Source organism: Rhizobacter sp. LjRoot28 (assembly GCF_964253025.1).
Taxonomy (GTDB): domain Bacteria; phylum Pseudomonadota; class Gammaproteobacteria; order Burkholderiales; family Burkholderiaceae_C; genus Rhizobacter.
The window spans coordinates 2,147,191-2,160,740 of record NZ_CAXUQC020000001.1 but is presented as its reverse complement, the minus strand read 5'-3'; the positions used below and the strand labels follow the sequence as shown (position 1 = coordinate 2,160,740).

Genomic DNA, 13,550 nt, shown 5'->3' with positions numbered 1-13,550 from the left:
CTCATTGTATGAAGCACATCAAGAAGTCCGTCCTCCTCTGGTATTCGCCGGCCGAGATGTACCGTCTCGTGACCGATGTGCGCCAGTATCCCGAGTTCCTGCCGTGGTGCCAGCGGGGTGAAGTGCTTGCCGAATCGCCTGAGGGCATGACGGCACGACTGCATCTTCAATACGCCGGCGCGCGCCATGCCTTCACCACCCGCAACACCCACGTGCCCGACAGCAGCGTCACCGTCGAGCTGGTCGACGGGCCGTTCTCGGTGCTCAATGGCGTCTGGCGCTTCCTGCCGTTGGCGGCGCCCGCAGGCACCGAGCAGAAGGCCTGCAAGGTCGAGTTCGAGCTGAAGTACGTGTTCTCGAACTTCGCCTTCGAGATGCTGCTGAGCCCGGTCTTCGACCGCATCGCCAACACCTTCGTCGACTCGTTCGTGAAGCGGGCGGAGCAGGTGTATGGGCCCCGCTGAGGCGGCACACGCCATCCGGGTGGAGGTGGTGTGGGTGCCGGTGCCGCACGATGTGCGCCGCATCCAGCTGACGCTTCCGGCTGGCGCCACGGCCAGGGAGGCGTTGCTGGCCAGCGGCCTGCTGGCGGAATTTCCAGGCCTCGTCGACGCGGCCATGGGGGTGTGGGGACGCAACTGCGATGGCGACCAGCCCCTGCGCGACCTGGACCGTGTCGAACTCTACCGGCCTCTCACGGTGGACCCGAAGGAGGCGCGCCGACTGCGGCACCGGCGCACGCCGGCGCTCGGGGGCGGTGCAGCCGCGCGCATGAAGGCCTGACTCCGGCCAGTCGCAGCGGAGGAGGGCGCAACACATGCGCCCTCGCCATTCAAGGCGTCACTTGCACTCGCTCGCGATCACTTCGCGAGCGCGCTTGCCTTCTTCGGCGCGGATCTTGTCGTCGTAGACCTCGCGTTCACCTTTGTCGTTCACGCGGGCCATGCGCTGGCCTTCCTCGATGGCCTGCAGGTAGCCGCGAGCCCGCTTGCAGTTGTCCGCACGGGTGGCGTTGGCCTTGTCTTCCTCGGCCTTCTTGGCCGCAGCCTTGTCGGCTTCGGCCTTCTTGCGGCGGGCTTCGAGTTCAGGGTCGGTGCCTGCGCTGCTGGCTGCGGCTTCCGGTGCGGCGGCGGTGCCTGAGGCGGCCGGCGTGAACTGCGGGGCGGCCGCGGCACGGCGTGCGCCGCTCGGGCGCTGCAGGATGGCGGACTCCGGCACCGTGTTGGGCGGCGGCAGGTCGCTGTACTGGACGCGGTTGTTGGCGTCGCGCCACTTCCACTGGGCTTGCGCGCTGGTTGCAGCGCCCAGGGCGATCAGGGCAGCACAGGCGCACAGGCCCCACTGCGCAGAGAAGCGGGAAAGGCTGGATTTCATGGCCGAAAGTGTAGTGCCGCCCTGCAGCGTCGGGGGCGCCACGGGTGTCACGGTTTGTGTGGCACAGCGCGGAAGAGCGGGCAGGCCGTGAACTATTGCCGGCCGGTGTCGCCCGGCGGATGTGCGAGGGATCGCCTTGTCGAATGGCGTGTGGTCCCGGCGTGGCAATGGTCCGGGAGTCCGTATAATTCTCTTTTGCGTCAGGAGCTTCCCTCATGCGCCTTCTTGGCAAAGCGCTCACCTTCGACGACGTGTTGTTGGTGCCCGCGTTCTCGCAAGTGTTGCCGCGCGACACTTCGCTTTCCACCCAGCTGACCCGCAACATCCGCCTGAACCTGCCCCTGGTTTCGGCCGCGATGGACACCGTCACCGAAGCCCGTCTGGCGATCGCCATCGCCCAGGAAGGCGGCATCGGCATCGTCCACAAGAACCTCACGCCCAAGCAGCAGGCGGCCGAGGTGGCACGGGTCAAGCGCTACGAATCCGGCCTGCTTCGCGACCCGATCACCATCTCGCCCGGCGTGCCCGTGAGCGACGTGATCAACCTGTCGCGCCAGCACGGCATCTCCGGCTTCCCGGTGGTGGAGAACGGCAAGGTGGTCGGCATCGTGAGCGGCCGCGACCTGCGCTTCGAGACCCGCATGCAGATCCCCGTGCGCGAGATCATGACCCCGCGTGAACGGCTGGTCACGGTGCGTGAAGGAGCCTCGCTCGAAGAAGCCAAGGCCCTGATGCACAAGCACCGCCTGGAGCGTGTGCTCGTCATCAACGACGCCGACGAACTGCGCGGCCTGTTCACGGTCAAGGACATCACCAAGCAGACCAACTTCCCGAACGCGGCGCGCGACGCCCACGGCAAGTTGCGCGTGGGCGCCGCGGTCGGCGTGGGCGAGGGCACCGAGGAACGCGTCGAGCTGCTCGTCAAGGCAGGCGTGGACGTGCTCGTGGTCGACACCGCCCACGGCCACAGCGCCGGCGTGATCGAACGCGTGCGCTGGGTCAAGCAGAACTACCCGCAGGTCGACGTGATCGGCGGCAACATCGCCACCGGCTCGGCTGCGCTCGCGCTGGCCGAGGCAGGCGCCGATGGCGTGAAGGTCGGCATCGGCCCGGGCTCCATCTGCACCACCCGCATCGTGGCGGGTGTCGGGGTGCCGCAGATCACCGCGATCGACAACGTGGCGCGCGCCCTCGAGGGCAGCGGCGTCCCGCTGATTGCCGACGGCGGCATCCGCTACTCGGGCGACATCGCCAAGGCCATTGCAGCCGGTGCCCATACCGTGATGATGGGCGGCATGTTCGCCGGCACCGAAGAGGCGCCGGGCGAGACCGTGCTGTTCCAGGGGCGCAGCTACAAGAGCTACCGCGGCATGGGCTCCATCGGCGCCATGCAGCAGGGCAGCGCCGACCGCTACTTCCAGGACAACACGGGCGCCAACCCGAACGCCGACAAGCTCGTGCCCGAAGGCATCGAGGGTCGCGTGCCCTACAAGGGCTCGATGATCAGCATCGTGTTCCAGATGGCCGGTGGCCTGCGGGCCTCGATGGGCTATTGCGGTGCGGCGAGCATCGAGGACATGCGCAACAAGGCGGAGTTCGTCGAGATCACCTCGGCTGGCATTCGCGAGAGCCACGTCCACGACGTCACCATCACCAAGGAAGCTCCCAACTACCGCATGGAGTGACCGGGCCCGGGCCCGCGTCGAACGCCCTTGACCATGACCCCCCAACCGGCGGCGCCGGCGGCCGCAAGCCGCCCCGCGGCGATGCGCTTCATCCTGCTCACCGTGCTGCTCGACATGGTGGCGATCGGCCTGATCATCCCGGTGCTGCCGGTGCTGGTCGGGCAGTTCACCACCGATCGGTCCAGCCAGGCGTTCTGGTACGGGGCCATCATGGTGGCGTTCGGCCTGGCCAACTTCGTGTGTTCGCCCATCCTCGGCGCGCTGTCTGACCGGTTCGGCCGGCGGCCGGTGCTGCTGCTGGGCTTCTGCGGGTTTGCCTTCAGCTTCTTCGGGACGGCGCTCGCCACGCAACTCTGGATGCTCATCGCCATCCGCTTCGTCAGCGGCGGTCTGCAGGCCAACGTGGCCGTGGCCAACGCGTACGTTGCCGACATCACCGCGCCGGCCGACCGCTCCAAACGCTTCGGCCAGATCGGCGCCATGTTCGGCATCGGGTTCATCATCGGTCCGGTGATGGGCGGGTTGCTCGGCGCCATCGATGTGCGTCTGCCGTTCTTCGTGGCCGGGGGCCTGGCCCTGATGAACCTGGTCTACGGGTATTTCGTGCTGCCGGAGTCGCTGCCCGTCGAGCAGCGGCGCCCGGTCTCTCTGCGCAACGCAAACCCCGTCGCCTCGCTCCGGCACCTGCGCGGTCTGAAGAACGTGGGCGGGCTCGTCGCGGTGCTCGCCCTGGCCAACCTGGCCCAGTTCGTCCTGCACACCTCGTGGGTGCTGTACACCACCTTCCGCTTCGGCTGGACCACCGAGGAGAACGGCTGGTCGCTGTTTGCGGTGGGGGTGGCCTCGGTGTTCGTGCAGGGCTTCCTGCTGCAGAAGCTGCTGCGGCGCTTCGGGCCCGCTCGCCTGGCCAGCTACGGGCTGGTGTCGAGCACGATCGCCTACCTGCTGTGGGCCCTGGCCTTCGAGGGTTGGATGATGTATGTCGTCATCGGCTTCAACCTGCTGGGCTTCACCGTGGCCTCGGCCATCCAGGGCATCGTGTCGAACGCGGCCGATCCCAAGACGCAGGGGCAGTCCATGGGTGCCGTTGCCTCGCTGGCGAGCCTCGCCGCGGTGGTGGCGCCCATGATCGGCGCACCGCTCCTCGGCCTCGTCTCGCACCTCCCGCCGGACGACTGGCGGGTGGGCGCACCGTTCTTCTTCTGCGCAGCACTGATGGGTTTGTCCACCGTGCTGGCGTTCCGCCACTTCAAGCACCGGCCGCGGCACGAGTTCGAGCCCGCGGCCGGCACCGTTCACTGATTCCTTCCGCGTAGCGCCATGCACGACAAGATCCTCATCCTCGACTTCGGCTCCCAGGTCACCCAGCTCATCGGCCGTCGGGTTCGCGAAGCCCATGTCTACTGCGAGATCCACCCGAACGACGTCAGCGATGACTTCATCCGGGCGTTCGCCCCCAAGGGCATCATCCTGTCAGGCAGCCACGCCAGCACCTACGAGGACCACGAGCTGCGCGCGCCGCAGGCGGTGTGGGACTTGGGCGTGCCGGTGCTGGGCATCTGCTACGGCATGCAGACCATGGCCGTGCAGCTGGGCGGCAAGGTGGAATGGAGCGATCACCGCGAGTTCGGCTACGCCGAGGTGCGCGCACATGGCCATACGCAGCTGCTGCAGTCCATCGAGGACTTCAGCACCGCCGAAGGCCACGGCATGCTCAAGGTCTGGATGAGCCACGGCGACAAGGTGACGGCACTGCCGCCGGGCTTCAAGGTGATGGCCTCCACCCCGAGCTGCGAGATCGCGGGCATGGCCGACGAGGCCCGCGGCTACTACGCCGTGCAGTTCCATCCGGAAGTGACCCACACGCTGCAGGGCGAAGCCCTGCTGCGCCGTTTCGTGCTCGAGATCGCCAAGGCGAAGCCCGACTGGGTCATGCGCGACTACATCACCGAAGCGGTGGAGCGCATCCGCCAGCAGGTGGGCGATGAAGAAGTGATTCTCGGCCTGTCGGGCGGCGTCGACTCCAGCGTGGCTGCGGCCCTGATCCATCGCGCGATCGGCGACCAGCTTACCTGCGTCTTCGTCGACCACGGGCTGCTGCGGCTCAACGAAGCCGAGTTGGTGATGGACATGTTCGTCGGTCGCCTGCACGCGAAGGTGATCCACGTCGACGCCAGCGACCAGTTCCTGGGCGCTTTGCAAGGCGTGAGCGATCCCGAACAGAAGCGCAAGATCATCGGTCGCGAGTTCGTCGAGGTGTTCCAGGCCGAGGCCGGCAAGCTGCGCCAGGCGCGCTGGCTCGCCCAGGGCACCATCTACCCGGACGTCGTCGAGTCCGGCGGCACCAAGAGCAAGAAGGCCACGATCAAGAGCCACCACAACGTCGGTGGCCTGCCCGAGACGCTCGGCTTGAAGTTGCTCGAGCCGCTGCGCGAACTCTTCAAGGACGAGGTTCGTGAGCTTGGCGTGGCCCTGGGCCTGCCGCCCGAGATGGTCTATCGCCACCCGTTCCCCGGCCCGGGTCTCGGGGTGCGCATCCTCGGCGAGATCAAGCGCGAATACGCGGACTTGCTGCGCCGGGCCGACGCCATCTTCATCGAGGAACTCCGCAACACCCGAGACACCGCCTCCGGCAAGACCTGGTACGAACTCACCAGCCAGGCCTTCGTCGTCTTCCTGCCGGTCAAGAGCGTCGGCGTGATGGGCGACGGCCGCACCTACGACTACGTCGTCGCCCTGCGGGCCGTGCAGACCACCGACTTCATGACCGCCGACTGGGCCGAGCTGCCGTACAGCCTGCTCAAGAAGGTGTCGGGCCGGATCATCAACGAGGTGCGCGGCATCAACCGCGTCGCCTACGACGTGTCGAGCAAGCCGCCGGCAACCATCGAGTGGGAGTGAGCGGCGTCAGGCAAGCGGCTCGGGCTGATCGACAGGTAAGCGACAAGGGCTGACCCGGGCCTCTCGCGCGCCCGGCCGCTCATGGCGCGCGAAGGCTGTCGACCGTCTGCGCCGCTCGCTGCCTGGGAAGGCGGCGTGCAGGCGAGGGCGGGACCGCGCGCCGCAGGGTCACGACCATGCCGAAGGTTCGTCGTGATGGTGGAACTGCACGGATGGCGCGGCAGCCCCCGGCCGTCGATGCGATGTCCGGGCGCGCGTCGTCGCGAGGAAACGAACGCTGTCCCAACGACGATCCCTTGCTTGTCGAGGGCATGATGGGCGGTGGGCACGTGCACTGCCTGACGCCTCACCGACCTTGGTCAATACCCGACTCGCGGCCACCCTGGGCAACGCATGCACCGCAGGGCCGGACCGCCGGGGAGAATCGCGATTGACCAAAGACACTTGCTTGATTGCGTGGTCGCGGCAATGCTCCGCACGGGTTCGTGGCACGGCGGATGACACCCTGGGCAGGATCGCCCTGGTGCCGCCCTGCGAAGTCGTTGCGGGAATGCGCGCCATGCATTCCTGAACGGCAGCACTGCGGGGAGCAGCGTGAGATGACAGAACATGCGATGGCGAGCCGGATACCCGGCCATGCAGCTCCGAAGTTCGATTCCATCGAGCTGCTTCGGTTCGTTGCCGCCACGTCGGTCCTCTTCGTTCACATTCCCACCATCGGCGCAGGCTACTTCGGGGTGGACATCTTCTTCGTCATCAGCGGGTTCGTGATGATGCTCTCCACGGAGACGAGCGCGAAGTCGTTTCTCCTGAAGCGAGCCATCCGGATACTCCCCATCTACTACGCCTTGACGATCGGCGTCTTCCTCATCGCGATGTGGCATCCGAGCCTGCTGGCCAACACGACCGCCGATCTGTCGCACCTGGTCAAGTCGCTGCTCTTCATCCCGTTCGACAAGAACGGCATCGGGCACTACCCGATCCTCTTCCTGGGATGGACGCTGAACTACGAGATGTACTTCTACGTCATCTTCTGGGCCGCCCTGATGATCTCCAGGAGCCACCGGGCCCTCATCAGCACAGTGGCCCTGGTGACGATCTACCTGCTCTGCAAAGGCAATCGGTCCCTGCCGCTGGCCGCCTATGGGAATTCCATCGCACTGGAATTTGCGCTGGGCATGCTGGTCTATGAGTTCGTGGTCAAGAAGGACGCCGTCAAGTCCATTCAGATCTGCGTCCCCTTGCTCCTCGTGGCGCTGACGTCAGCCCGATTCTCGGAAAGCCGGTTCTTCCAGCTCGGCATCCTGTCTTCTCTGTTTGTCGCCCTCACGCTGGTCGTGCTGAAGCGCGTCGAGATTCCGAGGATCGTCACCTTGCTGGGTGGCTCCAGCTATGCGCTGTACCTGACGCATCCCTACATCATCCAGGTCTTCGACAAATCGACGAGGTGGTTCTCAGGAACCTCGCTGCAAGCCGCTGCCGCCATCGTGCTGGCGCTGCTGCTCTGCAATGTCGCGGCGATCGCCATCTTCGTGTACCTGGAGTCGCCGTTGCTCGCTTACCTGCGAGGCGCCATTCTGGGGCGGCGAGAAACCGCTGTCGCCATGGCGTGACCGAGCGCCGTCGCGACATCGTTTCCGTGGTGTCGCTCGCATGATCACGGTTGTGCGTGATCGAGGTGGATGCCCAGTCCGGTCTGCCCTGACGCGATGCCCGGGTCAAGCGTGAGCTCCGGAATGCGGTAGTCGCCGCCGTTCTGGCGCCTGAACGGAATCGCCTTCGTCGTTGCGAGTGCGTCCAGCCGCTGGCCAAGGGCCTCCTGAACGGCGCCGAAATTCTCTTCGTCGATGCGTCCCGTGCGGTAGATGACGTGCGCGGGCAGCACCTCGAAGCCCGGGTAGAACAGGATGCCGTGCTGGATCGGGAACAGCACGTCGTCGATGGGGCCGTTGATGCCGCGTGGCCCGTAGTGCGACTCCCAGCCACCCGCGGTCACCACCAGCATCGCCCGCTTGCCTGCAAGCGACCCTTCGCCGTAGCGGTCGCCCCAGTGGGTGTCGGAGTGCTCGCCGACGCCATACGCGAAGCCGTAGGCGTAGACCCGGTCCACCCATCCCTTGAGGATGGCGGGCATCGAGAACCACCAGAGGGGAAACTGCAGGATGACCGCATCGGCCCAGCGCAGTTTCTCCTGCTCTGCGGTGATGTCGGGGCTTTGCGTTCCGTCGCGATAGGCTTGCCTGGAGTCGGCCGATGGATCGAAGCGGGCGCCGGCTGGCCTGTGCAGGTTGTCATCGGCATCGAGGGGGGCCTTCCATTGCATGGCATGCAGGTCGGACAGCTTCACGGCATGCCCGGCCCCTTCCAGCCTGCTGATGGCGAAGTCCTTGAGGGCGCCGTTCAGGGAACGGGGTTCGGGGTGGGCGTAGACCAGCAGCACATTCATCGAGTTTCTCCAGTTGAGAAGCTCACGATAGGAGTCGGCCAGGTATATTGGAAACGAATTTCTGGCATACCTGGTATTGCGATGTCCAATGTGCTGCGGCGGATCGACCTCAACCTCCTCGTGACGCTCGACGCCTTGCTGGCGGAGCACAACGTCACTCGTGCCGCGGAGCGGCTTCACCTCTCCCAGCCGTCGGTCAGCGTGCACCTGGCCAAGCTGCGCGCAGTCCTTCGCGACCCCTTGCTGCTGCCCGGTCCCCGTGGCATGCGGCCGACCGCGCGCGCCGACGCCCTTCGAACGCCGCTGCGCGAGGCCCTGGCCGCCCTGGAGCAGGCCGTCACGGCCGCGCCGCGGTTCGAGCCGCAGCAGGCCAAGGCCACCTGGCGGGTGGGGGCGACGGACTACGGCGAATCGACGATCCTGCTCCCCGCGCTGACGGCCCTGCGGGCGGCGGCACCGGCTTCGCGCCTGGCCGTTCTGCAACTCGCGCCGGCCCGCCTCACGCGTCAGCTCGAGCTGGGAGACCTCGACCTGGCATTCCACGTGCGCGACGAGGCCCACCTGCACCTGCGACACCGGGCGCTCTTCGTCGAGCAGTACGTGCTCGCCGGCCGGGCGGATCATCCGGGATTGAAACGGCGGCCTACCCTCGCGAAGTTCTGCGCATTCGAGCATGCAATCGTCTCGCCGGATGGCGGCGGTTTCCAAGGCGCGGCGGATGCCGCGCTTGCCGCGTTGGGCGTGACGCGTCGCGTCGCCCTGTCGGTGCCGCACTTCCTCTTCCTGCGCGCAGCCCTCGCCAGCACGGACCTGGTCGCCATGGTGCCCTCGCGCCTCGTGCGCGGCGATCCGGCCCTGCGCGTGGTCGCGCCACCCATCGAGGTGCCCGGCTTCGAGATGCTGATGCTGTGGCATGAGCGTTCGCACCGCGACCCCGGCCATGCCTGGTTGCGGGAGCAGGTCGCCGGGGCCGTCTGATGCCCGCTGCGGGCCGATCTACACTGTCACCTGACGCTGGCTCGCCCGTGGGTCGGGCCTGCTGGGCGACCATTCACCCACAGTGAAGGCGGCATGCGCATGGAAACGCAACAGCACTGGGAGTCCGTCTACCGCGCGAAGGCCCCCGACGCGGTCAGCTGGTATGCACCGCACCTCACCGCCTCGCTCGCCTACGTGCAGCGCACCGGGCTGCCGACGTCTTCGGCCGTGGTCGATGTGGGCGGAGGCGAATCCACGCTGGTCGACGATCTGCTGGATGCAGGTTACAAGCGCATCTCGGTGCTCGACCTCTCGACCCGCGCCCTCGAGGTGGCTCGGGAACGGCTCGGCGTCCGAGGCCGGCTTGTCGACTGGGCAGTGGCCGACGTGCTGAGCCATGACTTCGCGCCGCGGTCAGTCGACATCTGGCACGACCGGGCGGTGTTCCACTTTCTGACCGACGCCGCCGCACGCGAGCGCTACGTCGCCCAGGTGCTGCGCGCCCTGCGGCCGGGCGGCTTTGCCATCGTCGGCACGTTCGGTCCCGAAGGGCCGGAGCTGTGCAGCGGTCTGCCGACGGCGCGCTACGACGCGCCGGGCCTGCACGGCGAGTTCGGCGCGCGGTTCATGTTGCTGGACGACCGGGTCGACCTGCACACCACGCCGTGGGGTTCGCAGCAGCAGTTCGTCTACTGCTTCTGCCGGCTCGAATCGTGAACGGGGGGCGCACTCGGCTCGCTGCCGAACCGGTTGGCGGACAGCGTCCGCGCGGGCCAGGACCGTCGCGGCCCTTGTCGGGACCTCGGCTTGCCCTCTGGAACGGCCGCCCCGGGCGCTCCTGCCGCCGCCCCCCGGGCGTTGCGCCAACCGACCTGCCTTGCTGAGATCTGCCGATGGACCTTGATGATGTCGAGATGCTCGACGACGAACTGCAACTCGCCCAGTTCGTGGGCCACCACGCCTTGCCACTGTTCGGCGTCGCCCTCGCGCTGGTGATGTGCGCCGTGGTGGCGGGGTGGTGGATCTGGGTGCGGATCGAACGTCACGGCGCCCCGGAGCCTCTTCCGCGGGAACGCGTGCTGGTGTTGCGCCTGGTCGCCGGCTTCGCCGGCGTCGTGCTGGCCGCCATGGGTTTTGCCGAAATGGCCGAGGCGCTGGACGCTTCGGAGGAACTCGGCCGCTTCGACGTCGAGCTGGCCCGGGTGCTGCGTGAAGAACTGTCGGCCACCACGCTGCAGGCCTTCGCGTGGGTGACCCACCTGGGAGACACCGTGACGCTCACGGCGTTGTGCATCAGCGTGGCCGTCGTGCTGTTGTGGCGAGGCCATCGGCGGTTGGCCATCTGCTGGGTCATCGCCGTGGCGGCCAACGGGATCCTGATCCGTGTGCTCAAGGCCGTCTTTGCGCGGGTGAGGCCCTTGCACGAACACAACCAAGCGGTGTCCGAGTCCGGCTACAGCTTCCCGAGCGGACACAGCGCCGGCTCGATGCTGGTCTACGGACTGCTGGCCTATGTGTTGATGCGGTTCGTGCCGCGTGCCGCCCAGCTGCCGGTGCTGCTGCTCGGGGCGACCGTCGCCTTCACGATCGGCTGCAGCCGCGTCTTCCTCCAGGTTCACTATGCGAGCGACGTGCTGGCGGGCTTCGCCACCGGAGGCTTGTGGCTCGCAGTGTGCATCATGAGCATGGAGTGGTTGCATCACCGACGGCTGGGCCGGAGCGCTTCGCTGGCATGAGGGCAGACCCGGCCGTGATGGTCGACCGACACCCGCTCATTCAACGAGAAAAGCGAGTTCCGTCACCCATTGCGACATGTCGGCCGGCTCCTCGAGGTACCACTCGATGCGCGCTGCCCAAGCCTCGCCGCAGCCCTGTGATTTCTTTGCCCAGGTGACGCGGTGGGCGTCGCCCCAGGCGAGCAGTTCGGCAGTCGCTTCCTCCAATCCCGAAGGATGACCGCGGAAGCGTGTGGTGAGGTAGTTGCCCGCAGGCAATGTGTCCGACAGCACCCGACCCTCGGTCACGAAGACCTCGTCGACCGGAAGGCCGACGTCGACGGTGAGCAAAGCGTCCATGTCGATCACGCGATAGCGCCAGAACCACGGGCCTGCCCGCTTGATGCCTTGTTGTGTCAGGGCGCGTAGCACTTCATCGCCGAGCGGGGGGAGATCGGTGGCCAGCTGGGCCATGGTGACCTCGGACCGGATCACGGCGCAGTGGCGCGCGGCGCGGTGTTCAATGCGGGGTGGGGTGATGAGGCTTGCCATGGCGGCTCCCTGAGTGGCGTTGAAATTAAACCGTATCGTTAAGTTTCAGGTCGACGGTCGAATCTGTCAACGGTCTTCTTCTGAAGCGAAAGACGGGTCGCGCCAGCACGTGCGGAGCATCCGCAACGGGCCTCCACCGGTCTCAGGCCCTGGGTTGCCTCGGCCACCAGCGCGACGCGTCAGAAGGTCGTCTTGGTCTTGACGAGGAACTGCACCCGCTTCGCGTCGGGTGCCGCGTTCAGCGGGACGGCCACGTCGGTGTGCAAAACGTTGCTGAACGACGCGCGGGCGCTGACGAAGCGCAGGCCGAAGCCGGCGTTGCTGAGCCAGCCGGGGTTGTCGGTGTTGATGTTGCCGCCGCCCCAGGCGCGTCCCGTGTCGAAGAACGCCGCGCCGCCGATGCGAAAGAGCTGCCAGAGGTACACGCCTGTGTAGAAGCGCTCCTCGACGGTGAAGAGCGCGCGGCGCTCGCCGCTCTGGTAGCGCAACGGGTAGCCTCTCAGCCCGTTGTCGCCGCCGAGCATCAGCAAGTCCTCGGGTTCGGGGCGAGTGACGACATCGCCGGACGCCGCCGCATAGAACAGCCACCGCTTTCCCTGCGGGAGGAAATACCGCAGGCGCATGTCGATGTGCTGGCGGCGCACGGCACCCTCTTCGAGTTGGCCGCTCAAGGCAGCTGCGGCGGTGAGGGTCTGCCCGGCTGCGGGCTCGAATCCGCGGCTCACCGAAGCCGAGTACAGCCAGGCATCCCGGGTGGACCCCAGTCCCCGACTTGCCCAGCCCAGTTGCAGGGACGAGGACAGCCCGAGGGCGAAAAACTCGGGCCGGCCGATCAGGTCGCGGTTCTGCACCTTGTCGAAGGCGTCCTCGATCGACTGCACCCGCAGGAACGGGCCGACCAGCATCTGGTCGGCGGTGAGCCGCGGCGGGGCGATGCGGCCCGGTTCCAGGGCGTAGCGGTCGCGTCGCATGTCAAGGCCGGTAGAGAATCGATGAACCCATCCGTCGACCAGGCCCGCCGACCAGCCGGCGAACACCTCGCCCCGCTGCACGCGATGGCGATACTGGCTGCTCACCTCGCCGCCGCGGTACAGCGAGTCGATGCGGTCGTCGTCGGACAGGGCAACACCGGCTGCCCAGCGTGAATCGAGTGCGTAGAACGGGCGTCCCACCGAAAGCGCGTTGCGCTGACCGTCGGTGTTGCTGGCGTGCTTGACGCTGATGGACGTCCAGGAGCCGAAGGCGCGATCCTTGGCAAACTCGAACTCGTCGCTCGACCGGTCCACGTTGTTCGACCGCCCATAGCCGACCGACATGCCGGTGCCGAGCAGGTTGTCGTCCTTGATGTGCATGCCGCTCGAATTGGAGCCCCCCGAACGTCCAGCGCTGACGCCGACGTCCAGGGTCCAGCTGTCGCGGGCCTCCACCTCGATGTCCACCACGCCGTCGCGATAGGCCACCGGGCGGAAGCGCACGTCGTAGATGTAGCGCGCGCTGCGCAGGACCCGCTCGGTCTCGTCGATCAGCCGTACCGACACCGGCTCGCCCGGCTTGAACAGCAGGGCGCGGTGAATCACCCCGGGGCGCGTGCGCACATGCAGCGCGTTGGCCCAGCGAAAGAGCAGCCTGTCTTCCTTGGGATCGTCCAGGTCGAACACGTTCTGGCTGACGACGCGGATCTCGCCGATCGTGGCGCCTGCGGCTTCCAGTTCGGCGAAGCTGGGCAGCGCCTCCTGGCCGCTCGCTGCGGTCGCCGCCACCAACATCAGCACCCCGGCCGCGGGCCCGGCGAGGCCGTCGCGCAGGACATGGGCGATGCGACGGAGCGGTTCAGGGCCGAGGAAGGGGGGCATGCTGGCAGGGCAAGGAGCGCGAGGATGCGGACGAGGAGGAATGACA

The 13,550-nt window shown here is 67.2% G+C and carries 13 protein-coding genes; 9 read left to right on the top strand and 4 right to left on the bottom strand.

Going from position 1 to position 13,550, the window contains the following annotated elements; genetic code table 11:
• Positions 1-8: 8 nt before the first annotated feature.
• Positions 9-464, top strand: coding sequence for a type II toxin-antitoxin system RatA family toxin (locus ACSQ2F_RS09985; RefSeq protein ID WP_436022274.1), 456 nt, complete (start codon positions 9-11; stop codon positions 462-464).
• Complete coding sequence (locus tag ACSQ2F_RS09980; protein ID WP_436022272.1) at positions 451-783, top strand: RnfH family protein; 333 nt, start codon at positions 451-453, stop codon at positions 781-783. Before ACSQ2F_RS09985 ends, ACSQ2F_RS09980 begins: the two co-directional genes overlap by 14 nt.
• Before the next feature lie 57 nt (positions 784-840).
• Here the strand turns inward: ACSQ2F_RS09980 and ACSQ2F_RS09975 are convergent, their stop codons facing one another.
• A complete protein-coding gene (locus ACSQ2F_RS09975; RefSeq protein WP_436022270.1) occupies positions 841-1,374 on the bottom strand; it encodes a DUF4124 domain-containing protein in 534 nt (177 codons plus the stop codon).
• Positions 1,375-1,589: 215 nt separating this feature from the next.
• On the opposite strand from ACSQ2F_RS09975, the gene guaB reads away from it, so the two are divergent.
• The 4 genes from guaB (at position 1,590) to ACSQ2F_RS09955 (ending at position 7,573) form a co-directional block, all read left to right on the top strand.
• Positions 1,590-3,059, top strand: coding sequence for an IMP dehydrogenase (gene guaB / locus ACSQ2F_RS09970; RefSeq protein ID WP_436022268.1), 1,470 nt, complete (start codon positions 1,590-1,592; stop codon positions 3,057-3,059).
• A gap of 33 nt (positions 3,060-3,092) precedes the next feature.
• Positions 3,093-4,361, top strand: a complete 1,269-nt coding sequence (locus ACSQ2F_RS09965; protein ID WP_436022266.1) for an MFS transporter — start codon at positions 3,093-3,095, stop codon at positions 4,359-4,361.
• A gap of 18 nt (positions 4,362-4,379) precedes the next feature.
• Positions 4,380-5,960 carry a glutamine-hydrolyzing GMP synthase gene (guaA, locus tag ACSQ2F_RS09960; protein ID WP_436022264.1) on the top strand — a complete coding sequence of 527 codons (1,581 nt, stop codon included), beginning with the start codon at positions 4,380-4,382 and terminating at the stop codon, positions 5,958-5,960.
• Between the two features lie 599 nt (positions 5,961-6,559).
• Positions 6,560-7,573, top strand: a complete 1,014-nt coding sequence (locus tag ACSQ2F_RS09955; RefSeq protein ID WP_436022262.1) for an acyltransferase family protein — start codon at positions 6,560-6,562, stop codon at positions 7,571-7,573.
• A gap of 44 nt (positions 7,574-7,617) precedes the next feature.
• Here the strand turns inward: ACSQ2F_RS09955 and ACSQ2F_RS09950 are convergent, their stop codons facing one another.
• A complete protein-coding gene (locus ACSQ2F_RS09950; RefSeq protein WP_436022260.1) occupies positions 7,618-8,406 on the bottom strand; it encodes an NAD(P)H-dependent oxidoreductase in 789 nt (262 codons plus the stop codon).
• Positions 8,407-8,487: 81 nt separating this feature from the next.
• Between ACSQ2F_RS09950 and ACSQ2F_RS09945 the strand changes: the two genes are divergently transcribed.
• From ACSQ2F_RS09945 to ACSQ2F_RS09935, 3 genes are all read left to right on the top strand, one after another.
• Positions 8,488-9,384 (top strand): LysR family transcriptional regulator, encoded by an 897-nt coding sequence (locus ACSQ2F_RS09945; protein WP_436022258.1) that lies wholly within the window; start codon positions 8,488-8,490, stop codon positions 9,382-9,384.
• A gap of 99 nt (positions 9,385-9,483) precedes the next feature.
• Positions 9,484-10,101 (top strand): class I SAM-dependent methyltransferase, encoded by a 618-nt coding sequence (locus tag ACSQ2F_RS09940; RefSeq protein ID WP_436022256.1) that lies wholly within the window; start codon positions 9,484-9,486, stop codon positions 10,099-10,101.
• 176 nt (positions 10,102-10,277) lie between these two features.
• Entirely contained in the window at positions 10,278-11,120 is an 843-nt protein-coding gene (locus ACSQ2F_RS09935) for a phosphatase PAP2 family protein (protein WP_436022254.1), read from the top strand.
• Positions 11,121-11,156: 36 nt separating this feature from the next.
• On the opposite strand, the gene ACSQ2F_RS09930 is transcribed toward ACSQ2F_RS09935, so the two are convergent.
• Together ACSQ2F_RS09930 and ACSQ2F_RS09925 are read right to left on the bottom strand one after the other, a co-directional pair.
• Positions 11,157-11,651, bottom strand: a complete 495-nt coding sequence (locus tag ACSQ2F_RS09930; protein ID WP_436022252.1) for a GyrI-like domain-containing protein — start codon at positions 11,649-11,651, stop codon at positions 11,157-11,159.
• A gap of 179 nt (positions 11,652-11,830) precedes the next feature.
• Positions 11,831-13,504, bottom strand: a complete 1,674-nt coding sequence (locus ACSQ2F_RS09925) for a hypothetical protein (protein ID WP_436022250.1) — start codon at positions 13,502-13,504, stop codon at positions 11,831-11,833.
• Positions 13,505-13,550: the final 46 nt, after the last annotated feature.